Genomic DNA, 23,748 nt, shown 5'->3' with positions numbered 1-23,748 from the left:
TTAATCAACCCCCTGCGCGATTTCTAATCGTTTTCTCAAATATTCCTTTTCCTTCTATTTCATAAACTATCTCAAAATAATTTGGTCTTAGTGAAGTCCCTTGATAAACTGGTTCAATCTTTACAGATACTTTTTTCGGCGGAATTTCACTTAAAGCATTAGCCCATTCTTTCTCCATGTTATACCATTCTCCACCTGACCGATTAATCTGTTTATTTTGAGCGACTAAATTATCAATGTCACCGGATCCATGGAATTGTGTCCCTATCAAGTGACCACCATCATCATCAGGCAACCTATTTTCTCGTCCTGCTGCTACCTGCATTCCTGTATTTCTTTTTCCTTTTTGAAGTATTAATTCTTCTGCCTCAACATCTACTATTCTACCAAGCTCATCTGTTGTATATTTATAACCATCCTCAGTAATATAACGTACGTTTGGCGCAAGTTCTTTCCTTCCATTTTTCCCTTTAATAATTTGTTTCCCAAGATCCCCCTCTTTTATTTCAGTTATCTTAGGAGTATTACCCGTACCCTTAACAACCTTACTCTCCATATACTGATAAGCCTCTTTCAGAGAATACTGTCCTCCTCCTGAGACCTTTCCTACTCCAGCTATGGTGAAGCCTTTTCCCTCGCCTGGGATCCATTTGTATTCCAGTAATGTTTTTACTGCGTGCTGGATCTTTTCATTCCCCTGCAAGAAAGTTGTTTTTACGGTTGTGGCACCTTTGTTCCATAGATTTCCGATTTTGTCGGCAAATCCTTTTGCTGTCGAGGCTACAAAGTTTACACCCTCTTTTACTTTGTGGCTGGCTGTTTTTATGCCATCGACAGCTGCTTTTTAGTACCTATTTTTCACTTTTTATAATCTCAATCTAATATTAACTTTATCTTTATTATATATCATTTTTATACTGATACGAAAAAAGCACTTGTTGCCTTTAATTGACAAACAAGCGCTTTAAGTTCATATGTTTTTAAGTAGCATAAATTTGTAAATCCTGCAGTAAAAGTATAAAACCTTTTGTATGTCATAAAAACTACTACGTTAAAACTTACGAGTTTGTACGAGTTCATTAGTTTCATATACATTCCATGTGTTTATATTTATCGCCCGGTAAAATGTCATCTCGCCTAAGCTCATACTTTATTTTCTATTCTATCATTGCACATAACACTCTATGATGGTACAACCATCATGAGGTCTTTACTTTTTAACAGCCTATTCTTTTTCGTTCTCATGCCTTACCTGACTGTGTATACAATTTTAGTACCACATGCTTTATCACTCTAGTATATAACCTATAAGTCCTGTAATAAATACTTAGGCAGTTACTATAGCTAATTGTATTAGTTTCCTTCACTAAATCACAAACTATTCATCCCATTCCTCATATACAACTGACCCCATATAAATTAAATTTCCACTTTTAAATTTAACTTCATCTATATCTCCATCGTACTCAAAATCATATAATCTAATAACAGAATCATAGGTTTCTGGCAATTCTTCCCCATAATGTTCCACAAATTGTGATAAAATTTCCGCTTCGTAAGAGGAACCACTTAAAAGGGTAGTCAACGATGTAGTGGAGCCCTCTATCAAGATACTCTCTAATAAATCTTGGTTATAATCAATAAAATCAATATTAAAGTCTCTCATGAATTTAGATTGAATTCTGTCCCCAACTTCATCAAACTTAATTTCAACATATTCTTTTAGACTTTGCTTAGTTCTAAAATTACCTATCCATAAAGACATTACGCCCGGTTTTTCCATAATGAATCCCCCTATATATAAATTATAGTAACATCACTTATCTTAAGCCTTCAGGTAATGAATTTATTCCACCTTTCAATCTATAATGTGCCCAATTTTTTAATCTTCTTTTAAATGTACTATAATCTAAAGAACTATCAATAATTTTTAACAACTCATTATGTGTTGTAGTAGAACCTATATCACCATGTTTACCTATTGGATTAACAAATTGTTCCACTCAAATATTAGCTTATTTAATTTAAACTAAAGTAAAAAAACCTTGAAAGGCAATCAGCCACTCAAGGTTTTTAATACGCTTAATTTAACTCATATACTTTCATAAAGTTAAAAAATTACCATCTATCATCTACAGTAATTGTATATTGTGCCACACCGATAAACTTCAAATCACTATTTTTAAATTTACCTTTTGTTTTTTGAGCATCATATTCCAAATTGTAAATTAGAATAGCAGCATTAAATTCTTCACTATATCTTATAGTATCAAACTGTTCTAAAAATTGATCGGAGTAAGAAAATCCATCTAATAAATCCTTCACACTGTTTGTCGATTTACTAATCCATTTCTTTTCAATTAAATCGCGATCATAATAATCTAAGTTAAAGTCTTTTTCGAAAGTTGAAGAAATACTGTCTCCATCTTCTGTATACTCAATATTTGTATAATTCATTAACTCTTCCTCATTCTCAAAATTCCCAATCCATATTGATACATGGTCATTCATAATTTTACTACCTCCTTAATTCAATTGGTAATCCCATCTTTCCGCTTTCCAATCTATCTTCTGCCCAATTATTTAATCTTTTTACAAAGGTTTCATAATCTTTTGATGTATCTATAATTCTTAGAATTTGATTATGAGCTACTGTAGAACCTTCGCCACCATGAACACCAGGTGGATTAACAAATTTTACATCTTTTGTTAAAGTTCTCATTTCTTTTATATCATTCATTGATATTCCCCACTCTTTAAACTTTGGAGTTCTTGCCACCAAATGCCACTCATGATATCCTCCCGGTCTTCGAATTCTATCTTCAATCCTTTTTCTTAACTTAGGGTTCTCCCACATTTTATTAAACTCTTTTGAAGATAACTCGTCAAACCATTTATTGAACTCTCCATTCCTAATAGAAGGAATATTTATTTTCCCTATAGCTTCACCCGTACCCTTAACAACCTTACTCTCCATATACTGATAAGCCTCTTTCAGAGAATACTGTCCTCCTCCTGAGACATTTCCTACTCCAGCTATGGCGAAGCCTTTTCCCTCACCTGGGATCCATTTGTACTCCATTAATATTTTTACTGCGTGCTGGATCTTTTCATTCCCCTGCAAGAAAGTTGTTTTTACGGTTGTGGCACCTTTGTTCCATAGACTTCCGATTTTGTCGGCAAATCCTTTTGCTGTGGAGGCTACAAAGTTTACACCCTCTTTTACTTTGTGGCTGGCTGTTTTTATGCCATCGACAGCTGCTTTTTAGTACCTATTTTTCACTTTTTATAATCTCAATCTAATATTAACTTTATCTTTATTATATATCATTTTTATACTGAGACGAAAAAAGCACTTGTTGCCTTTAATTGACAAACAAGCGCTTTAAGTTCATATGTTTTTAAGTAGCATAAATTTGTAAATCCTGCAGTAAAAGTATGAAACCTTTTGTATGTCATAAAAACTACTACGTTAAAACTTACGAATTTGTACGAGTTCATTAGTTTCATATACATTCCATGTATTTATATTTATCGCCATATAAAATGTCATCTCGTCTAAGCTCGTACTTCTTTTTCTATTCTATCATTGCACATAGTACTCCATAACATGTTTTAAATTAATTACAGCAATACTTTGTCACTCCTGTATGCAAATGCTATTCTACAAATAGATGCTAAAACTTTCATGAATTATTAATTCAATTTAAATGTATCTATTACTATAAATTTTTTAAAGTTTATTATTTTTCACTTCCTCAAACCACTCATCAGCAATATGGCTAGCTGTTTTAACTTCATCATTCGTATATACTAAATCATACTTATATTGAGCTTTAAACTTGCTACTATGAACATCATATATCAATTTCATCTCAGTTGGCATGTCACGCTCATATTCTTTGCATAATTCTTCAATTTTCTCAATATCTTCACATATAATGCGCAATACCATAGACTGTCTTTTAGTAGACACATCATATCTTTCGTCTTCATCTTCCAGTGCATCATTTACTTTATGACGTTCTACATACTTATTGTTAATGCAATAAAAGAAACTTCCCGAAATAATTCCTTCCTCACGCGAAGCATAAACGTACACTTTATCCGCCCTATCTTCAACATATTCCATACATATAGATATCATATCTGCTTGCAATTCACTAAATTTATCTTCAAATTCTTTCATACTACTTTTTCACTCCTTAAATCAATTTTTAATAACTCTGAATTCCGCCTTACCATCAATCGAGTAATTAACTATAAATTCCTTTGGACGCATATCATTGTCATGATAAATTATTTCAACATCAACTGTTACTTCTTTAGGGGGTTTTTCATTCAAAGCTGCAGCCCATTCATTTTCAATTTTCTTATACTGCTTCATATTAACATCAGATAATTGCGAAACTAGATTGTCAATTTTAGGCGAGCCTCCAAACCTATCACCTGCCAAATGCCCCGCATGGTCTTGTCCTTTTACTTTTCCTGGTGTATTTTTGCTATGTGATAATCTCTTCTCTCTCTCAGTTAATTGTAACTTATCTGTTTCAAATTTTTCAATTCTTCCAAGATTATCTGTTTCATAAAAGTAATCATACTCTCCCGTTTTATATCTAACATTAGGCTTTAATCTATTTTTTCTTCCATTTGTAAAATGTTTACCTTTGTCCACAAATGTTTTAACTTCACTTACAGTACTGCCGCCTTTACCCGTACCCTTAACAACCTTACTTTCCATATACTGATAAGCCTCTTTCAGAGAATACTGTCCTCCTCCTGAGACCTTTCCTACTCCAGCTATGGCGAAGCCTTTTCCCTCGCCTGGGATCCATTTGTACTCCATTAATGTTTTTACTGCGTGCTGGATCTTTTCATTCCCTTGCAAGAAAGTTGTTTTTACGGTTGTGGCACCTTTGTTCCATAGACTTCCGATTTTGTCGGCAAATCCTTTTGCTGTGGAGGCTACAAAGTTTACACCCTCTTTTACTTTGTGGCTGGCTGTTTTTATGCCATCGACAGCTGCTTTTCCAGCTTTTCCGGCTACCATTGTTACGCCTTCGCCTAGTTTTTTTCCTGCTTTTACAATTGTCTTCCCAAAGCTAGAAGCGACATACTTTATTCCTTTTCCAGCAAGACTTGCCACTTTTCCAACAGGAACAAAGTTTAGGAGCGTCCATCCTGCGGCAATGAGTCTTTCTTTTGGTGATAATTCTTTTCCTGTAATAGGGTCTTTACCGGTAACTGCACGAATTGCATCATTTACTCCGATGAATTCAGCTGCTCCTTCTATTCCCTTTTCCCACCATGATTTTTCATGTTTCTTTTCTTTTTGATGGGCTTCTTTCAATTTTTCATTTCGTTTCTTTTGATATTCTTCATCAGCTTGACGAAACTTTTGAGCGATACGCCGTAATTCTTTTTCTGTAACTTGTAAGTTACGTATGTAAGATTCCATGAGTCTCATTGATCTCATATATTCCCCATAAAAATGTTGACTCGTTGCTCCTTGCCATTGCATTTGAATACTAAACATAGATTGATTGAGATTCTGTTGTATATTCTGGCTGTGTGTTTGCATCTCTGATATGTTTTTGGCAATTTGTTCGAGTTGTTCAGGTTTGACCTTAATTTCCAAACCTTCTCCCACCTTCCTCTATTTTATACCAAAAATGAATAGAACTGCATCAAATTTTACTTATCCCCTTTAGAAAAAACATCAAAAATACTATTATCACAAATCGCTTCAATTTCTTCCTTTACAAATAATTTTTGAAATTTTGTTCCTGGGTTTAATATTACATTTGCCTCTAAATCTATCGTCTTTAATAATTCAACTGCATTCATAGAGACATACGGACATTCTTCTGGAATAACCATTTCTAAATGTTTCAAATCAGAATACAGTGGTAACATTAATCCTTCTTCCATTTCAAAATAATGAATTTGCAATTGTGTATTTTCAGTTGAAATCAAATTTCCTTCTTCATCTACAGTTGTATCGCCCTCTACCGAAGCAACAACGTACAAATTTGATTTCTGTAATATCTCATAAAAACGAACTCTTTTTTCTTCATTCTGTAAAGCCTCCACTAACGCCTCATCTAATGGACAAATTTCTAGTAAACTCATTGAACTTCACTCCTTATGCGAAATAATTTCGCCATCTTACTCAAAGTAAGATGGCGAATATTAAATCTAATTATTTTTTAACGTTCATAGATTTAATTGTTTCTACATTCTTTTTTGCTTGTTTCGTTATTTCTCCATTAATAGCATTTGCATATTTATCACGAGTTAAAAATTCAAAACATTTATATGCATTATTCGTATCAGTTGCGGACATATAACCTGCACCTTTATTCAACATTTTTAGAGCTACCGTATTCATCCATTCTTTAGCATCTGCTTCTGGATATCCTAATTCCATAGAACGATAAGTTAATTCAATTGCTGAAGCTAAATCTTCAATTGTATCTTTATTTCCACTTACCTTTGCAGCTTCAAATGTACTCAAATACTCAATTGTCACTTTTACTTCATCTTTAATTCCTAGCTCTTCAATTCCTGGTGTTTTATATAAAATTTGATAGTTGTTTAAAGCATCCTTATTCTCTAACTGTTTTGCTTCTTTAATTACAAGACCAGCTACATTAGAAAATCCTGTTTTGTCAACAACACCTCGGGAAGCTGCTTGACCATAATAATGTAAAGCATTATAAAGGCTCGTTTGACCTTTTTTATTTGCTTCATCACCTGCTAACTGAATAAGTTGAATTCCCTCCATTTTTTTGGATGCATTATCAATCATATTCATACCACTAATTTGGCCAATCGTTTTATCAATATCTTTTAACTGTGCAAGTAATGTGTATGATGGTAATAAGTTTTTACTTACTTCACTTTGCCATCCTGTCGTTCCATTTATTTTATTCCATTCATTTTCTGTATCTATCCATAATTTATTCGCATAATTAACCATTTCTTCTCTTGAGCGTTCCAATGGGTGCTTTGTACGAATTGCATTTGCAATATTTAATACCGCTGTATAATATTCTCCCTTATTTGCAGCATCGTTTGCTTTTCTTTCAAACATTAGCGGCATTAATAATTTATGAGATTCATCTTGAACAGATTTTTCTACTCTTGCCGTATTTGCTAATAAATTCGCTTTATTTATAGCATCTTCGACTTTGAAATTAGAATCTTTAATTTGTCCACGAAGTCCCTCTACAGCCGCACTAAATTGCTGTTCTAATTTTTCTTTTTGTTCTCCTGTTGCACCGTCAATATACTGATTTGCTAATAGTAAAGCATTTTCATATTGTGGATTCGCTGGATTTAAATATACATCAATTTGAGCAATTGCTTCTTCAGCCGGATCAGATTTCACTTTTTCTTTTTGATTACTTGAATCTACATTATTTGTTTTATTGTTATTTGTGGCACCTTCAGTTATTGATTCTTTTAGATTTTTCTCACTTGATGTAGCTGTTTCCTCATTTTCACTTACATTTTCTTCTTTAACTACTTTTCCTTCATTACTGCTAGGAACTTCTTTCACTGCTTTTCCTTCATTACTGCTAGTCTTTTCTTTTACAGGGCTTGCTTTTTCTTTTGTCTCAGTTGCAGACATCACTACTGATGTTTGGATATTAAGGTTCTGTAATTCTTCTTGTAATAGCTTGTTGAAAATATCTTCTACATCTTGATTCGCTTTTTCTACTAATGTAGGATCTACGCTTTCAAATACTGATGTAACTAAATAAAATTTACTTAATGCTTGTTCTAAAGATGCTACATCCCCTGTATTTGACCACTCTCTTTTTTCTTTTGTTGCTGTTTGATAAACTTTTTCTGCTACAGATTTAATATAATCCTTCTTATTTTCACTTAAATATCTTTGTAGCTCTTCTTGAGTGGTAACCGATTCATTTAGTACATTCATTTGATTACGTAAATAGAATAGTGCTCTCTCATTTGAATATTCACCACTTGTAAGAATTTGTTCTACATTATCTAATGCTAGCTTATGTTCAGCTATTGATTTTGATTTTGATGGTGTATTCAATTGGCTAACGAGCGTCCAGTCTTCTTTTTTGCTATAGTAGTTCGTTAAATTATTTAATGCATTTTCATCCAGTTCTTTTTGACTCGTATAAAAATCATTAAAGAAAACAGATGAGTAGTATTTTCCATTGCCAGCGTACCACTCAACTAAAATATCTCCCGTTTTTGGTGATACTGTAATTGTTGGGTGTGTTGGTTCTGGATCTGGATCTGGTTTTGGTTCTGGATCTGGTTTTGGTTCTGGATCTGGTTTTGGTTCTGGATCTGGTTTTGGTTCTGGTTTTGGTTCTGGATCTGGTTTTGGTTCTGGATCTGGTTTTGGTTCTGGATTTGGTTTTGGTTTTGGTTCTGGATCTGGTTTTGGTTCTGGATTTGGTTTTGGTTCTGGTTCCGGTTTTGGTTCTGGGTCTAGTTTTGGTTTTTCTGTTTCAGTTCCTCCTGTTCCAGTATTAGTTTTTGGCGGTTCTACAGTGGATGTAGGTAATTGAGCATTATCATTATTTTTATTTGGCTCCGCCACAGGTCCCCCCATATTAGATGGCAAATCTAACTTTTGTGGAGTTGGTGCATCCGATAATTTGATTTGTGGATCTTTCTTTTCCACCGATACTTCATCTGGTTTATACGTCACTGGTGTAATTGGTGATTTATTATTCCCAATTAAGTCTGCTAAATTAATAGTTGGTTTTTCGCCGGGTTTTTCATCTTTTTTTGCAGGATCAGCGACTAAATTCGGGAACATAGACTGTAAATCGCCCCCTGTAATACGATCATCTTTTTTCTCTTCTGTATTACTTGCTAGTTTTACTTGTTCTTTTCCTGCTGTCTTAAAGCCTTTGTCATACACAAGATATCCTGATGTTCCTAGTAATGCTACCGACATTACTGATATAGCGACTTTTTTCCCTAAGTTATTATTGTTTTCCTCCATGTCCTTTTCCCCTTTTCCTATCTTTATTGAATCCAACCGTTTGTTTTCATTTCTGTTAGTTTTTCTTGCGCAGCTCTTACTTCAGATTCATTTTCATTTGCTTGCACTGTTTTTCTTAAGAAGCGACTTGCTTCCTCATATTTTTTCTGTTTAATTTTAAACATCCCGAATGCAAAATTCACATGCGGATTTTCATCGTTTTGTGAGTATGCTTCTGTGAAAAGCTTCTCTGCTTCATTTCCTTGTCCCACTTTATCGTATAAAATCCCTATATTTACAAGCGTATTTATATCGCGTGTTCCACTGCCGACAACTCTATTGTAAGCTTCTAACGCTTGTTGGTATGCAGCCGTACTCTTTGCGCCATCTCGCGTTTCATAAAATTGGCCCGCTTCGTAATACACAATTCCTAGTTGATTTAACAACTCAATATTTTTCATATCTTTTTGAATTGCAACTTGTAAGATGTGAGATGCTTGTTGATAATTCATTTCTTTCTTCGCACTATCAATTAGGTTTGTTTTATTCCAAAGCACATATAAATTTGAAAGTTCAATTGTATATATGGCATTCTTTGAATCTTGCATAATAGCTTCTTTAAAGAAAGATTCTGCTTTGTCTAACTGTACAGTTGCGGTTGATAGTTGACCTTTTAAATACGAAACAATTGCTTTATCTTCATTTGTTTTCGTACTCATTTTGACAATAACATCTTCTGCCTTTTCAAATTCCTTCATTTTCATATGACTTACAGCTAAATCTCGCATTGCATCTTTTTTGTATGGTTCAATTCCTTTTGCATTATTCGCTAGCGCTTGTTCAAAATTTTGCACTGCTTCTTGATATTTCCCAATGCGGAAATTCGCTGAAGCTAATAAATAAGCAGCTTCATTATTTTCTTTATCTATTTCTCTATCTTTTATTAGTTTTGTAATATAATCGATTGCAATTTTATTTTTTCCTTCAGCAACGTAAATCGTTGCTAATTGGAGATAAGCCTCGTCTTTACCCTTCACAGCAATTGCCTGTCCAACAGCTTCTTCAGCTTTTGTATATTTTTTATCATCATAAGCTTGTCGTGCTTGTTCCATAAACTTTTGATATTTAGCATTTGTTGTGTAGAAATAAAACAACGTCGAACCACCTATTACAACCACTACAGTTGAACCAATAATCAAAATCCGTTTTTTATTCTTTTTCCACCATTTAGAAAAAGGTGACGGTTCACTTTGTTCATGCGCTACTGTAAGTGGTTGATTGGATGCTTTTGCATTTAAAATCTCATCATCTATATCATATTCCACTTGTTTTTTTGTTTGTTTTCGGCTCTGTAGAATGCTATTTGGCACTGTAATTGTAGCTGCTACTTCTTGCTGCGACTCTGTTCCTTGCTCTTCTTCTATCTCTTTAATAATGCTTTCAATTTCCTGTTTTAACGCCTGATCAATGTTTGGAAATTGTACGATTCGTGAATAGACGAAACAAGCAAATGCTGCATTGTTTTCTCGTTCCAATTCAGTAGCTAATTCCAAATAATGTTGTAGGACCATTTTATTATTTATTTCAGGCTCTTGACTCTCCATAGTTTGAATGATATATGCGAGTTCTTTTTGCAGAGCTGTTGATGAATTGAGTGAATTGAAAATTATTTTATATTCATATAATGCCGCTTGTTTAAATCCTCTCTCTTCTAATAATCTTGCAATTTCCAAACATTTTGATACAAAAAGAGAGTGTTCTTCTGCTGACTGCCTTTCCGCATCAATTTTTATTATTTCTCTCGCGCTATTAAATACATCGTACCACTGTGCAAAGCTTGGGCATTCTGCGAAAGAATTACTACTCCATGCCTGCTTAAATAATTTTGCAATTTCCCCGTTCCATTGATTATGTAATACTTGCTGAAGTAACGTATATCTTTCACATTCTGTCTGCATTTCTTCCGTTTTAAAGTAACTTGCATCCGTCCATTTTTTATTTCGAACTTCTTCACTACACCAACTTAATATTTCTCCTATTAAAATAGCACCTGCAAATCGATCGGCTTCTTTTTGCCATACTCCACTTGTCAAATACTTTGGTGCGTAACCCGCTGAACCTGCTGGCAATAATGACGGTCTTTTCGTTTTTGGGCCATACATTTGCTCAACATCAACAAGTTCGATATTGTGTTGGCCTTCAATTGCATTTTCACTTAAGAAAGGTACAAGTACGTTGCTAGACGATAAATCATTATGAGCAACTTCATTTTCTTCCATCATTTTAAGTGTTGTAAGAAATGCTTCTGCAATAAAGAAACATTGTTCTTTTGATAACATTCGTTGTTCTTGTAAAATATCAGCCCAAGTTGGACCTTCAATCCAAGGCATTACAATACTATTAGCAAGATCTTCTGATTTTTCGATAGCAGATGTATGTTCTTCTTTAGTAACGATATAGCGTGAACATACTTTCAGACCTGCTAAGGAAGAAAGTGGTTTCAGAAATGCTAGTTGATGTTTTTCCTCACGATAGCGTTCCTTAAAAACTTTTAATGCAATTCGTTCTACACCATTTTCCTGTTGTAATTGATAAACGGTTCCTTGCCTTCCCTCTTGGCCATAGGGCATTTCAATACCAATTACAGCTGGGTGTTTCTCAAAACGATAAACATCTTTATTAAGATTAATTTTTTCTCCTACTTCTGGTCGGAATCCCATTTTATCCCCTTACTCTCGTATAACAATTTTTCAAAAAAAGACCAGGAACAATAGCTCCTGGTCTTTTGCAATTGTTCTATTCTTAGTATGCGTTATCTGTGTTACGGAATTTATCAGCGATACGTTTTAAATCTGTTGAAATACCTTCTAAAATTGGAATGTATTGTTGCATTGCTTGTTTAGATTGGATAAATTCTCCACGGAACTTCGCTTGTGTTGCCCCAGCCCATTGTCCTTCTAAACTATTAATATCGCCTTCAAGTCTATTAATTTGACTTTGTGCTTCTCCTGCTGCGTTTTTAAAGTTTCCTGCGATTCTTTCAAGTTCTTCTGGTGTGATTTTAATTTCTGCCATTGTAATAATTTCCCCTTTCAAATCATAAATGATACAACAATTAGATTATAAACTATATTCATACAATTTTTAAAGAGCTAAATTACAAAAAAATTCTATTTTCTAGTAATTTAACCCTATTTTAATATTATTTCACTTTTAATTCAGCCCATTTCACACTAATTTTATCTATCATCGTGCGAAGTAAATGTAATGGTGTATATGCACATTTTATTTTTATTGGCTTTCTACGTATACAATATCCATCCCCACTTAATAATTCTTGATCCATTTCAGTATGTGGAAGTTTCATATTAAAGAAATACACATCGTTATTTTGTGTCGTTCCCAATAAATAACCAATACTTCTCTTTCTAATTTCCGCAAACCATTTTTCATGAGAATAGCTATTTAAACTAGACGTTGTAGCCGCTGTCATAAAGTGAATCCCTTTATTTTTACAGTTTTGGACTATTAGTTCCATTTTATTTTTCGCCTCATAATCAGTAGATAATACAGTTAACATTTGATCAATATCATCAATTGCAATGATTATTCTCTTATATGGAAACTCTACTGTTACGTTTGGATCTATAGAAGGCATTATTGGTTCTCTATTATTTATTAGCTCTAACAATTCATCTAACATTTCTTTTAATTGCATACCCTCTGTAACTTTCTTCTTCACATGAGGTAAATCTCCAAGAGCTAATAAGCCTGTAGGTCTTTCACCAAGGTCTACTAAGTATAGCTCAACCTTTTCAGGAGAGTATTGGTATGTAGTAGTGAATAGAAGTGTTTGTAATAACGATGTTTTTCCACCTTCTATTCTTCCCCCAATAAATATATGACTCATTTCATCTAAAGAAAAGCTTTGTAAGCGAATATCCTCTGTTTCTATACCTGCTGAAATTTGGGCTGTTTCTAATTTTTCAACCATATGCTCTACAAATATTTCTTTAGGTACCATTGGAATAGCTTTTGCTTTTTCACCATCCCATTCTCCATTCATTTTTTGAATAATTGTTTTTAATTGTTGAGAATACTCAAGTTCACTTTCCCCAATAAACGGCAATGCTGCTTGGAATAATTCCGGCGGTTGCCCTTTCATTAATCCACGGCCAACAGGAACTTCAATTAATGGGAATTTAGGTCTGCCTACTAAGTTATGGTATTCTGTTCCATCTTGCAATTCAAATGTAAGTGCCATCGGTATATTATTACGAACACGATCGAACATATCAATTGTTTGATTCAGAGAGAAATAGAAATAAACTCCGTATGTACTTGATTCACGCAATAACAATTCTAATACTTCATTTTCTTTCTCGAATTCATTTTTGAATCTTATATAACCATCTACCATTACTACTATAGCTGGTATTTTCTTTTCCACCATTCGGTTATACATAGAGAATGACTTTGCACCGATATTAGAAAAACTCTCTTTTCTATGCGTGATTTCCTTCTTTAAAAATCCAAATAGACGTTTCATTTTCTCATTTTCGCCTTCTTGTATAATCCCGCCTATATGAGGTAAGTCTCTAAAATCTAAGAACATTCGACCAAAATCAATAACATAGAAATTCACTTCTTCTGGTGTGTGCGATACAGCTAAGGACATAATAATTGTTTGCAACATCGTCGTTTTCCCTGTACCTGGCATACCATAAATATTTAAATGCCCTTCTTGTAAATCTAACTTCAGAGGATATTGCGCTTGATTTGCAACATCATCAATTAATCCTACTGTTACTTGTAAATATTCTTTCGGTTTATTCCACTCAGCAATTGTCCAATTTTCCATAGCATAAAATTCTTTTAACAATAATTTTTCCGGTAATGGATCCAGCCAAGGTCCTGGTAATGCTTTAATATTTTCTTTTTCTGATACGCTCTGTACATATTGAATAAAAGCTTGTAATTGCTTTGGACTATTTGTCATTGGTTTTGGACGCTTTTTCACTTTTATTCTTTCACCGGAAAGCTTCACTTCTGTAAAGTCAACAATATCAAGAACTTTCTCTTCATCTGGATTATAAGGTGCTCCGCTCCATGCAGATTGGAATAATTCCAATACTTCATTGCTACCAACTTGAAGATATCCTCGCCCTGGTACATTGATTTTAGATGCATCTGGAATCTTTAACATTTCACGACTATCCGCGTCATCTTGTACACGTAAACAAATTCGAAAACGTGAGTTACTCCAAATCTTGTCATTTACAACCCCTGAAGGTTTTTGAGTTGCTAATAATAAGTGAACTCCTAATGTCCTTCCTATTGCAGCGACACTAATTAGCTCGTCCATAAATTCTGGTTGTTCCTTTTTCATTTGAGCAAACTCATCAATAACAATAAATAAATGTGGTAAAGGTTCTTTTTCACGCCAGCTTGTTTCATAATATTCATCTAGATGCTGAACATTTCCAGCTTGAATGAATAATTTTTGTCTCCGTTCTAGTTCTGCCTTTAATGAAATTCTGGCACGCTCAATTAAGTTCGGGTCCTCTAAGTTCGTAATAGATGCAATAATATGCGGTAATCCCGCAAATGTGTTTGACATCCCACCACCTTTATAATCGATAAGCATAAATGCCATCTCATGAGGGTGATAGGTTGCTGCTAACGCTGCTATTATAGACTGAATTACTTCACTTTTTCCTGATCCTGTTGTGCCAGCCATTAGGCCGTGTGGACCATGCCCTTTTTTCTCTATTTTATCGTGAATATTTAGAAAAACAGGTTTACTTCCTTCTCTTACACCAATTGGAACCGGTAATGAAGTCGGATATCGATTTTCTTTCCATCTCTCTAGCACTTGTAGCTCTTCCATATTTTTAGCTTGAAACAAGTCTAAAAATGTTAATACTTTCGGAATGTTGGCTGCTGTAGAACTTTTCATTCGAATTGGAGCAATGCTTCGCGCTCCTAGTTCACATCGCTCGAATGAAAGTCGATCTACTTTAAAACTAGCACGCGTTGTTCCACTATTTTCAGCTGAACTTGAAAACGTTTCTACTAACTCACCATTTTCTCCATTTAAGCTTATTACAAGATCACATTCCATCGGTAAGCGTTCCTTTTGTTCCGCAAAAATAAATGTAGAAGCTCCTACACTTTCACCTTCTCTAAGTAACATTGGAGTTAAAGGATCATCTTCTAAAAACTCTCTCGCTGATAAGAAAAATACATACATCGGAATTAAAGGAACTTTTGCATCTGCTTGCGCAGAGGAATTATAGATTCTACGCATATTAAGTGGGGTAAATAGTACTTCAGCTAATTTCTGTGCATCTTGTTGATTTTCAGATAAAAAGCGCATACTTCTCTGTTCATCCCATACATGAGGAAGCCACCTCATCCAATCCCACTGCATTTTCTCCTTCTCATGATAAAATGCTGCTATTTTCACTTCATTTGGTGCATGATGCGTCATAATTTGTGTCGTTACAATTCGAATAAAGTTTAGTCTATCTTCTTTATTTCCGACTACACCAATTACATCATTTTTTTTCAAAGAAATTGAAATATGTCCATTCGGTATCGTATTGAAATCTCTTTTCACATTTTGTGCTTCTGTAACTAATGGATTTTCTTCGTAACCTTTCTGTTCAGGCACCTTCAATTCTACAAGGAATGGTCTTTCTCCTGTACCAATACGAATATCTAAAAAGTCTGGACTTTCAGGTGTTCTCTCCCACAAATTACTTTCCCTGTTTTCAATTCTTTGTACACTTTTTAATGGGCTTGGATTTTGTGTAATTAAATATTTTGCTTGTTCAACCTTTAACGTATCTAATTCCACTCGATGCTTTTGAATTTGCTCTAAATATCTTGTTTGTAATTGTTCAACCATTTGACGATGTTCTTTCTTTTTACGGAAATGCCCCATCGTTGTAATTATATATGATCCCAACATCGGAATACTTGAAACCATCATTAATGGCATATAACTTGAATTCATCTTCATAAATTTCATCATTACAAAATATAATACCAATGTTAAAACTGTCATCATTGCAGGCAGTAACATTGTTTCAATTGAAAACTTCGGCTCCTCCGGTATATTCGGTGGATCATGAATAATAACATCCCCTGTTGGTATATCTACTTTCACACGCGGAGAGCGTTGAAAATACGGTGATTTTTGCACAAAACATTTCTCCTTCCCCATCCAAAAACTATTACTCAATGATTTTCCATACATAATCTTCTTCACTAGAAGACATATCTTGTTTAACAGGTTCATTATAAACTTCTTCTGCTGGCATCATTTCAAAAGAAGGGATAATTGCTCCTTTTTTATGTAGCATTACATATTGTCCATCCCACACATCATTATCGCGCAACGTTTCATCATTTCGAATAGAATGCCACTCTTCTTTATCTTTTGCCACTCTAATTTCATAGATCCCGCTCAATGCTTCATCTATTTTTTCATGATGTAAAATCGCTTCAATAATTTGTACCACTTTTACGTCATTTGGAATTGCAATATCAATTTCTTCATTTGACTGTTTTATGTATGTCACAATAATCTCTTCCACGTTAATTCACCTTTTTTCCATCGTGTTTATTACCAAGAAACATCTAAAAATGAAATATCATCGCTTGTCGGAGAGTTCTGTGCCCTCTCAATTTCTTTTAACACTTCCTCAAAGTTATACTGCTTAAGCGGCACAAGTCCGTCTGAGTGAATAACTATCCGATTCGCTTCTTGCCTAGATAATGCCTTTGAAAAAACCGCCAATTCCCCACCAATAATACCTCGCTGTGTAGACCATCTTTTCTCTATATTTCTCTTAAACTTCATTACATTCGAACAATTCTCCTTATCTTGAAACAATTGTACAAATGAATCGCCATGTGTAACTATCGTTATTTGTACTTTATCTTCATTTGGAATGAGTTCTATTTTCCCGCCAATAAACATCGTTTCACTACCTTGTTTTCGCTTTTCCTCCAAGACATCGCGAAGTAACCACGGTGTTTTTTCTGGCAACCGAAATGCACTCACTTCCTCTGAAGCTTCTTCAATCCAATTATTTAACTGTTCATTTAATAATGTAGCAATATCCATTTCACTTTCTTGACATGTTTCAAACAAGTTTACTAACTTCATACCAAGAAATTCCGCAGCAATTTCACCATGAAAAGACAGCCCTACACCGTCACATAACGCAAATATGAAACTAGTTCCATTATCTTGAAATGCTAGGAAGTCCTGTCCACACTCATTTAAATCCTGCGTTTCCTTTGCTCTTACATAGCTATATCGATAAGAAAAATGATTGGTTTTCTTATCTTGCAATACCGTTTCTTTCTTTTGCGATAGGATATATTTCACCATACTTCCCCCTCCTATCGAACCGGCGTTGCAGCCGACATTTGAAATCCAAGTGATACTAAATCCGCATTTGTCCCAGGAAACATCATCACCGCACCATCTGCAATATGAAATCCATGTTCTGTCATCATCTCACGATAGCTTTGAGGGATAGGCGATGAAAGTCTTTGCAACTTTGCACCATATTCATCTGTAATCTCTGTATTTGGCATAATGCCTTCCCACTTCTTTATATTAGTAATGTGTTCTTGCATGATTTCATCTGAAATAAAAATATTTTCAATTAGTACATTTCCATCAGGTACAGACATATTCATAATTCTTCGCACAATTAATTCTGGATCTTCACCAGTAGAAGCACCATCTGTCATATGACAAACAACAGGAGCTGGCCCGTCTTGTAAATTTGGTAATTCCTTTTGCAATAACTTCTCTACTACAGAGAAAGCTTTTGCTGTATCAGTTAAACGATGCGTTTGTATTTTTTCTAGAGGGCGAAGTCTTGCTACCTCGTCTATTGTTTTCACCCCACCCAATAAATCAAAAACATGATCGCTATAGGCTAAAATAGATAACTTATATCTCGGGAGCAAGCGACTACCTTTTGTTGAACGAAATACCATTTGGCGAATCGCTAAAGAAAGAGCATCCGTTACAATATCAATTCTTCTTTTTTCTTCTCCGCCTGCATCCATCATTTGGTTCATTGATGCGCTTACATCAAGAAGATAAATTATATAAGCTGGTGTTTGTTGTGTTGCTTGAGTTTGATATAACATGTTTCATACCCTTCCATACATTATTATATGAACTTTTTTTATATTCATATTTCATTATAACTTATGAATTTTCTTTTTCTCAATTCATTATAAAATGTTCTTAATATAATTTACATATTTTCACACAAAAAAACTATTATTCCTTTTAACATATGTTGAAATACATAAACCCCTTCTGTAATATAGAAGGGGTTTAAAATTATGGTATAAGACGAGTACAATCTCTCGGAAAAGCACTCGCTTCTCGTACATTTGTTAATTCTAATAGTTTATATACAACTCTCTCTAACCCAATTCCAAAACCACCGTGCGGAGGACAACCGTATCGAAATGTATTTAAATACGATTGAAATTTATCGGGATGTAATCCTTTTTCGTGAAACGAAGCGAGTAACATTTCATAATTATGAATTCGTTGTGCTCCTGATGTTATTTCTAATCCTTTATATAGTAAGTCGAACGAATCAGTTATAGCTGGATTCTCTTTATTCGGCATCGTATACATCGGTCTCGCTTCTTTCGGATAATGTGTAATGAAAACAAACTCACTCTTATATGTTTCCCTCACATATTTCCCTAGTAACTTCTCACCTTCTGTATCTAAATCCCCAATTGGCGATTCTTTCCGATACTTACTTTTCAAAATTTCTTGCGCTTCTAACAATGTGATTTTCGGTATTTCTGTAATGACAGGTACTTCTATTTGTAATAGTTGTAGTTCTTTCTCACAGTTTTTTGCTACTTGTTGAAACATATATCGTAATACATCCGTTTCTAATTGCATCACTTCATGAAAATCATTTATAAAGCCAATCTCTACGTCTAACGATATATATTCATTTAAATGACGGGAAGAATTGTGATGTTCCGCTCTATATACAGGTGCAATTTCAAAAACACGTTCTAATCCTCCCGCTACCATCATTTGCTTGTAAAACTGTGGTGATTGAGCTAAATACGCTTCTTTTTGGAAGTATGGAAGCTTAAAAACATTTGCTCCTCCTTCTGCCCCTTGCGAAACAATTTTTGGAGTAAATATACGTGTGAAATCGTTCTCTATAAGGAATTCACTAAAGCTCTGGACGAGCGTAGATTTCACTTTAAATATAGCAGCGGTTCGCTCATGTCTTAATGATAATACCCGTTCATTCAGTAGTTGATCTAAGCCAACTTGTAACTTCTTTTTATTTATTTCAAATGGAAGTGGTTCTGCGCCATTTAATATTTTCGCTTCGTGAGCAAGCACTTCAATCCCTAATTCTGTTTTCGAAGTCTCTACTATTTGGCCTACGACTTGAACAACACTCTCCACATCTACTTTAAATCCAGCTAGCTCGTTTTCTAATACGCATTGCATAACCCCTGATCGATCCCTTATTAATAAAAAACTAACATTACCTAGATGACGAATCTTTTTTACCCATCCTTGAAGTAATACAACCTTTCCGCTTTGCTTCGTACATTCTTTTGTGAGTGAACGCTTCATTATTTGATCCATTATTTTGCCCTCCAATAATTTTATATTTATTTACGTTATTGTTGTCATCGTCATCATCCACGGTCACTCACCTCCCTTAAAAGAATACAAAAATCCGCCCCTATAAATAGGGACGGATTTTTCCGCGGTACCACCCAAATTGTCATAATGACCATCTTAGTCCTGATAACGGTAGGTACCGTTTGCTTTTACTAATTATCACGTTCAAAGCAACACTCACAGGTGTCTTTCCATCATGCGGTATCGCAATCTTCTCAGCAACCGATTGCTCTCTGTAGACCTTTGCATCATGTACTTTTCCTGATCATCACTTTTTATATTTACAGAGTATTCTATCTCTTCGCACTATAAAATGCAAGCACTTTTAAATATATTTTAATTTTTCACATCCACTTTTGTACAATTTCCTCTAAGGCCATTCCGCGTGAACCTTTCAATAAAACAACATCTTTTTTCGTTACTACTTTTAATACTTCCTCTGCTATCTCGGCTTTATTATCAAATGATTGTACTTTTCCTGCATGATAGTTCTTTCTTGCTTCTTCCGCTACAATTTTGGCTAACTCTCCATACGTAAATACATATTGAATGCTCTCCTCATTTAACATTTTACCAATTTCTCTATGATATGTTTCACCTTTCTTCCCTAACTCCAACATATCCCCAATCACTATCATTTTTTTCTTATAGGCATTTAACTTCTGTAACGTTTCAATTGCAGCCTTCATGGAGGAAGGACTGGCATTCCATGCATCGTTAATAATTGTAAAACCTGTTTTAGCGGTTAAAAACTGAAAGCGCATTTGTGTAATATTTATTTGTTGCAATGCTTCTTGTATTTTTTCTGTAGAGACTTTGTAAAATTGCCCTACAGCGATTCCAACGATCGCATTTAAAATATTATGTTTTCCATGTAAGGGAACATCGTACTGTATTTTTGTATGATTTAATTTAAAATGAACACCATATCCATCTAATTGTACGTTCGTTGGAAACAAATCATTTGTATACTTTCGACCAAATGACTTACTTTCTATACCTAGCATATTAATATTTTGAGAAAGTAATGGCTCGTCACCATTATATAGGAACAGTCCATCGTCATGTAATCCGTCTATAATTTCAAATTTAGCCTTCGCAATCTCTTCTCTTGATCCAAGCGTCTTTAGATGTGACTGTCCAATCATTGTAATAATCGCTACATCTGGCTGTGCGATTCGTGATAAATTTCGAATTTGTCCTTTTTCACTCATTCCCATTTCAAGTATTAAGAACTCAGTATTTCGTTCCATTTCTAAAATTGTTAACGGCAAACCGATTTGACTATTAAAATTACCTTTTGTTTTATGCACTCTATAAGTTGAACTTAAAATGCTTCCTATTATATCTTTTACCGTAGTCTTGCCATTACTACCTGTAATTCCTATTACTTTTACATTTATCTCTCTTCGATAAAATTGTGCCAATTGTTGCAAAGCAAACAAAGTGTCATCCACAAATATAATTGGAATCCCTTTTGGCGGAGTACCGTAAGACTTTTTCCACAAGGAAGCGACAGCTCCATTATCCATTGCTTCTTTCACATACTCATGCCCATCTTTCATCCTAATGATTGGAACAAATAAATTTCCTTCTTTCATGTTTTTGGAATCTATACAGACACCATGTATTTCTAAATGATGAAATGATTCGTATAACCCTTCTCCATCTATTACTTCTTCAAGTTTTTTCAAATTCATTTGAATCAAAGTATCACCTTTTTCCATTAAATTACATACTTACTGTTTTATTTACACATATTAATAAAAATTTTATAGCGAGGTGTGTATATGCAAAAAGCGATTAGTTTCTTTCTCCTATTGTTTTGCCTAATTGTAGTAAACGAAACATACGCCTATTCACCAAAATCTTTACCAATCTCTCAAAACTCTGATCAATGGCAAGTGAATATTGCTGAACCGAAAAAAGTAAACAAAAAAAAGCTTCAAGCTAAAAAAGATGAATTCCAAACTTATCAATTTTCAGTAAAAAATGTCGGAAACAGTGAAGTATATAACGTACAAGTCGAAGTATTCCGCAACGAACCAAAAACAAAAACGAAATATGAACTCTTCTCTCTCAAGGAAAGTCGTTTAGCAAGTGGAAAAACTGGATTTGAACACGCTAATTTACCTGTTGCTACAAAAGCAGATGAAGTTGATGTTATTATTACATGGCAAGAACACCCTTTCCGCTCCATGCGAAATGGTCAAAAAGTGGAGTCTAGAAAATTTAAAGAGCATTTTGTTTTTAAAGACGAAAAAAATAAATGAAATGCGAATAAATTCACATTATCATTCATATAGCTTACTTTACTAGTACCAGTTCTAAGGCAAATTAAAAAGTCGTGGCTTATACATGCCACGACTTTTTATATTAATTCGTACTAATTCCTCTCGCTGCCCAAATACGATCGATATCAGCGGCATGTTGTCCGCCATATAAAAGAGCATCTGCTTGCTTAATTGCTTTCGCTCCATCACTGAATTTAGAGTTTGGTGTTAACGACCAGTGCGATTGTAAAATAATTTTCGTTGCTACATCACGACCAAATGCTTGCGCCATCTCATATTGTCCTTGAGCCCAAATTTCTCCATCATCATGTACTTCATTCGTAATATCTTTCGGATACACTTTATTATTATCTAATCGGCGTAAGCACGTTGGATCTGAACTAGAATAAGCAGTCGCATCCCATTCTCCAACACATGCTTTTCCGTAGCCTGTTGTCGATACTGCATCTTCATACGTAGCACCTAAGAAATCACCAAACCCTTCTCCCATCGCTCCACCTTCTGCAGAACTACCGAAGCCAGGAACTTGGTTATCTTGAATTGAATGTCCATATTCATGTGCGATAATACCTGCATCTTCTGCATCATCTACTCCACCAGTACCAAAGGTTAAAGCTTTCGTTGTCGGAGAATAAAACGAGTTGTCCGCCGTCGTTCCATTTACATTCACTTTAATAGAGCGATTATTAATATTTTTAAAACCTAGACTTTGAATGTAACGTTGTAAAGTATCGATATGATAATACGACATCACATCTTCAAAGCTATCATTTGCACGTGTATAGTTAAATTGTAAGTTTGTAGATTTCGTTTTTGCTTTTGAGGAAATCGTTACATACTCTCCAATTAAAAATCCTGTCCCATCTAAACCTTTTAACGTAACAGTCTTTAATTGGTTCGTTAATGCTGTTGAATCTGCATCATTGTTATCTTTTAAACCTACTTTACTACCGCTAGATACGACTGGGTTAGGTAAAAATACTTTTCCTGATCCTTCTGCTTTACGGTTTATATCAACCTTTTTAATTAACTTTCCATTTTCTGCATCAACAAATGTTTCCCATGCACCAAATGGATTATTAGAATGGACTACAACTTTATATACTGGACGAGCAATTCCTTCTTCAACAATATATCCAAATTCTTTCTCTGTAGGAGCCCATAAGTTTTGTTCACTTACTTCTCCAACATACGCCATTGATTTTTGTATTGCATCTTTTTCACTAATTTTTGTAGTAGCTTCCTTCACACCTTTAACAGATTGATAATCAGAAACAGCAAGTACTCCCTTTCCCTCTCCGTTAAGAGTAACTGTAATTTGTTTTGAAAATACAGGCGCACCATTCACAACTTGTTGGAACCTAACATATGAAGCTACTGACGTTTCTGTTGTAGAAATATATTGTAAGTCTGAAAGGTCTGCTTTTAATCCATACTGCGCAGCATTTTCTTTTAAATATTCTGTTGCTTTTTTCTGCGGCGAATAAGCTTCTAGCTTTACTTGCTGTTGTTTTTCCAATGCCGAAACTGTAGAAATTGTCCCCATTACTAACGGCACAGTCATTGCCATTGCCACCATTTTTTTATTAAACATAGAACCACTCCCCCTAATAAAGTAGCTCAACCTTATCCCATTACCACTAGGCAATCATTCCCCATAAAATGGGGGGAATAAAAATTGAATCTACGAGTAATTCTCTATGAACAATTCTATTACCTTTCCATTTAGGGGGAGTGAAATTTTCTCAATATTT

The 23,748-nt window shown here is 34.4% G+C and carries 19 protein-coding genes, 1 pseudogene and 1 other annotated feature; of the genes and pseudogenes, 1 reads left to right on the top strand and 19 read right to left on the bottom strand.

Annotated elements, in window-relative coordinates; translation table 11 throughout:
* Positions 1 to 4: 4 nt before the first annotated feature.
* The 18 genes and pseudogenes from PDQ40_RS03845 to PDQ40_RS03765 form a co-directional block, all read right to left on the bottom strand.
* Positions 5 to 703 carry a DNA/RNA non-specific endonuclease gene (locus PDQ40_RS03845; protein WP_001161863.1) on the bottom strand — a complete coding sequence of 233 codons (699 nt, stop codon included), beginning with the start codon at positions 701 to 703 and terminating at the stop codon, positions 5 to 7.
* A 675-nt stretch (positions 704 to 1,378) separates the two neighbouring features.
* The gene (locus PDQ40_RS03840) at positions 1,379 to 1,783 is read right to left on the bottom strand and encodes an immunity 22 family protein (protein ID WP_000414658.1); all 405 of its coding nucleotides are present in this window, start codon (positions 1,781 to 1,783) and stop codon (positions 1,379 to 1,381) included.
* A gap of 37 nt (positions 1,784 to 1,820) precedes the next feature.
* Positions 1,821 to 2,003, bottom strand: coding sequence for a hypothetical protein (locus PDQ40_RS03835; protein WP_082187568.1), 183 nt, complete (start codon positions 2,001 to 2,003; stop codon positions 1,821 to 1,823).
* A 115-nt stretch (positions 2,004 to 2,118) separates the two neighbouring features.
* The gene (locus PDQ40_RS03830) at positions 2,119 to 2,511 is read right to left on the bottom strand and encodes an immunity 22 family protein (protein WP_000997785.1); all 393 of its coding nucleotides are present in this window, start codon (positions 2,509 to 2,511) and stop codon (positions 2,119 to 2,121) included.
* Positions 2,512 to 2,518: 7 nt separating this feature from the next.
* The gene (locus PDQ40_RS28185; protein WP_396021589.1) at positions 2,519 to 2,917 is read right to left on the bottom strand and encodes a hypothetical protein; all 399 of its coding nucleotides are present in this window, start codon (positions 2,915 to 2,917) and stop codon (positions 2,519 to 2,521) included.
* Positions 2,915 to 3,265: pseudogene (locus tag PDQ40_RS28180) on the bottom strand (WXG100 family type VII secretion target); the annotation flags it as partial. The pseudogene PDQ40_RS28180 and the gene PDQ40_RS28185, both read right to left, overlap by 3 nt.
* Positions 3,266 to 3,733: 468 nt before the next feature.
* Entirely contained in the window at positions 3,734 to 4,189 is a 456-nt protein-coding gene (locus PDQ40_RS03820) for an immunity protein YezG family protein (protein WP_000657431.1), read from the bottom strand.
* Positions 4,190 to 4,210: 21 nt separating this feature from the next.
* Positions 4,211 to 5,638 carry a WXG100 family type VII secretion target gene (locus PDQ40_RS03815; RefSeq protein WP_086405042.1) on the bottom strand — a complete coding sequence of 476 codons (1,428 nt, stop codon included), beginning with the start codon at positions 5,636 to 5,638 and terminating at the stop codon, positions 4,211 to 4,213.
* Positions 5,639 to 5,694: 56 nt separating this feature from the next.
* Positions 5,695 to 6,132: an SseB family protein gene (locus PDQ40_RS03810; RefSeq protein ID WP_000054422.1), complete on the bottom strand. Its 438-nt coding sequence runs from the start codon at positions 6,130 to 6,132 to the stop codon at positions 5,695 to 5,697.
* A gap of 70 nt (positions 6,133 to 6,202) precedes the next feature.
* Positions 6,203 to 9,001, bottom strand: coding sequence for a hypothetical protein (locus PDQ40_RS03805; RefSeq protein WP_270691244.1), 2,799 nt, complete (start codon positions 8,999 to 9,001; stop codon positions 6,203 to 6,205).
* Positions 9,002 to 9,024: 23 nt separating this feature from the next.
* Positions 9,025 to 11,700, bottom strand: a complete 2,676-nt coding sequence (locus PDQ40_RS03800; protein WP_048556841.1) for a tetratricopeptide repeat protein — start codon at positions 11,698 to 11,700, stop codon at positions 9,025 to 9,027.
* 82 nt (positions 11,701 to 11,782) lie between these two features.
* Positions 11,783 to 12,055 carry a WXG100 family type VII secretion target gene (locus tag PDQ40_RS03795; protein ID WP_000807831.1) on the bottom strand — a complete coding sequence of 91 codons (273 nt, stop codon included), beginning with the start codon at positions 12,053 to 12,055 and terminating at the stop codon, positions 11,783 to 11,785.
* 127 nt (positions 12,056 to 12,182) lie between these two features.
* A complete protein-coding gene (gene essC / locus PDQ40_RS03790; RefSeq protein ID WP_270691243.1) occupies positions 12,183 to 16,190 on the bottom strand; it encodes a type VII secretion protein EssC in 4,008 nt (1,335 codons plus the stop codon).
* Between the two features lie 31 nt (positions 16,191 to 16,221).
* On the bottom strand, positions 16,222 to 16,584 hold the full coding sequence (locus tag PDQ40_RS03785) for an EsaB/YukD family protein (protein ID WP_000391141.1): 363 nt from the start codon (positions 16,582 to 16,584) through the stop codon (positions 16,222 to 16,224).
* A gap of 29 nt (positions 16,585 to 16,613) precedes the next feature.
* Positions 16,614 to 17,387, bottom strand: coding sequence for a protein phosphatase 2C domain-containing protein (locus PDQ40_RS03780; RefSeq protein WP_000241759.1), 774 nt, complete (start codon positions 17,385 to 17,387; stop codon positions 16,614 to 16,616).
* 11 nt (positions 17,388 to 17,398) lie between these two features.
* Positions 17,399 to 18,163, bottom strand: coding sequence for a vWA domain-containing protein (locus PDQ40_RS03775; RefSeq protein WP_000966842.1), 765 nt, complete (start codon positions 18,161 to 18,163; stop codon positions 17,399 to 17,401).
* Between the two features lie 199 nt (positions 18,164 to 18,362).
* Positions 18,363 to 19,661: an aspartate--tRNA(Asn) ligase gene (aspS, locus tag PDQ40_RS03770; protein ID WP_257808062.1), complete on the bottom strand. Its 1,299-nt coding sequence runs from the start codon at positions 19,659 to 19,661 to the stop codon at positions 18,363 to 18,365.
* A gap of 105 nt (positions 19,662 to 19,766) precedes the next feature.
* Positions 19,767 to 19,978, bottom strand: a binding site (T-box leader).
* A 66-nt stretch (positions 19,979 to 20,044) separates the two neighbouring features.
* Positions 20,045 to 21,427: a UDP-N-acetylmuramoyl-tripeptide--D-alanyl-D-alanine ligase gene (locus PDQ40_RS03765; RefSeq protein ID WP_270691242.1), complete on the bottom strand. Its 1,383-nt coding sequence runs from the start codon at positions 21,425 to 21,427 to the stop codon at positions 20,045 to 20,047.
* Positions 21,428 to 21,490: 63 nt separating this feature from the next.
* Here PDQ40_RS03765 and PDQ40_RS03760 point away from each other — a divergent pair, with 63 nt between their 5' ends.
* Positions 21,491 to 21,973: a hypothetical protein gene (locus PDQ40_RS03760; protein WP_144532287.1), complete on the top strand. Its 483-nt coding sequence runs from the start codon at positions 21,491 to 21,493 to the stop codon at positions 21,971 to 21,973.
* 103 nt (positions 21,974 to 22,076) lie between these two features.
* On the opposite strand, the gene PDQ40_RS03755 is transcribed toward PDQ40_RS03760, so the two are convergent.
* A complete protein-coding gene (locus PDQ40_RS03755) occupies positions 22,077 to 23,588 on the bottom strand; it encodes a M36 family metallopeptidase (protein WP_000482267.1) in 1,512 nt (503 codons plus the stop codon).
* Positions 23,589 to 23,748: the final 160 nt, after the last annotated feature.

It is taken from the genome of Bacillus cereus group sp. Bc061, from assembly GCF_027715825.1.
Lineage (GTDB): Bacteria > Bacillota > Bacilli > Bacillales > Bacillaceae_G > Bacillus_A > Bacillus_A paranthracis.
Note: the sequence above shows the minus strand (reverse complement) of the source record. Positions and strands in the feature narration are given on the sequence as shown.

Bases quoted from the DNA above. Each gene is read 5' to 3' on its own strand.
- PDQ40_RS03840 (WP_000414658.1), bottom strand. From the start codon at position 1,783: ATGGAAAAACCGGGCGTAATGTCTTTATGGATAGGTAATTTTAGAACT.
- PDQ40_RS03830 (WP_000997785.1), bottom strand. From the start codon at position 2,511: ATGAATGACCATGTATCAATATGGATTGGGAATTTTGAGAATGAGGAA.
- PDQ40_RS03820 (WP_000657431.1), bottom strand. From the start codon at position 4,189: ATGAAAGAATTTGAAGATAAATTTAGTGAATTGCAAGCAGATATGATA.
- PDQ40_RS03810 (WP_000054422.1), bottom strand. From the start codon at position 6,132: ATGAGTTTACTAGAAATTTGTCCATTAGATGAGGCGTTAGTGGAGGCT.
- PDQ40_RS03805 (WP_270691244.1), bottom strand. From the start codon at position 9,001: ATGGAGGAAAACAATAATAACTTAGGGAAAAAAGTCGCTATATCAGTA.
- PDQ40_RS03800 (WP_048556841.1), bottom strand. From the start codon at position 11,700: ATGGGATTCCGACCAGAAGTAGGAGAAAAAATTAATCTTAATAAAGAT.
- PDQ40_RS03795 (WP_000807831.1), bottom strand. From the start codon at position 12,055: ATGGCAGAAATTAAAATCACACCAGAAGAACTTGAAAGAATCGCAGGA.
- PDQ40_RS03780 (WP_000241759.1), bottom strand. From the start codon at position 17,387: ATGGTGAAATATATCCTATCGCAAAAGAAAGAAACGGTATTGCAAGAT.
- PDQ40_RS03775 (WP_000966842.1), bottom strand. From the start codon at position 18,163: ATGTTATATCAAACTCAAGCAACACAACAAACACCAGCTTATATAATT.
- aspS (WP_257808062.1), bottom strand. From the start codon at position 19,661: ATGGATCAAATAATGAAGCGTTCACTCACAAAAGAATGTACGAAGCAA.
- PDQ40_RS03765 (WP_270691242.1), bottom strand. From the start codon at position 21,427: ATGGAAAAAGGTGATACTTTGATTCAAATGAATTTGAAAAAACTTGAA.
- PDQ40_RS03760 (WP_144532287.1), top strand. From the start codon at position 21,491: ATGCAAAAAGCGATTAGTTTCTTTCTCCTATTGTTTTGCCTAATTGTA.
- PDQ40_RS03755 (WP_000482267.1), bottom strand. From the start codon at position 23,588: ATGTTTAATAAAAAAATGGTGGCAATGGCAATGACTGTGCCGTTAGTA.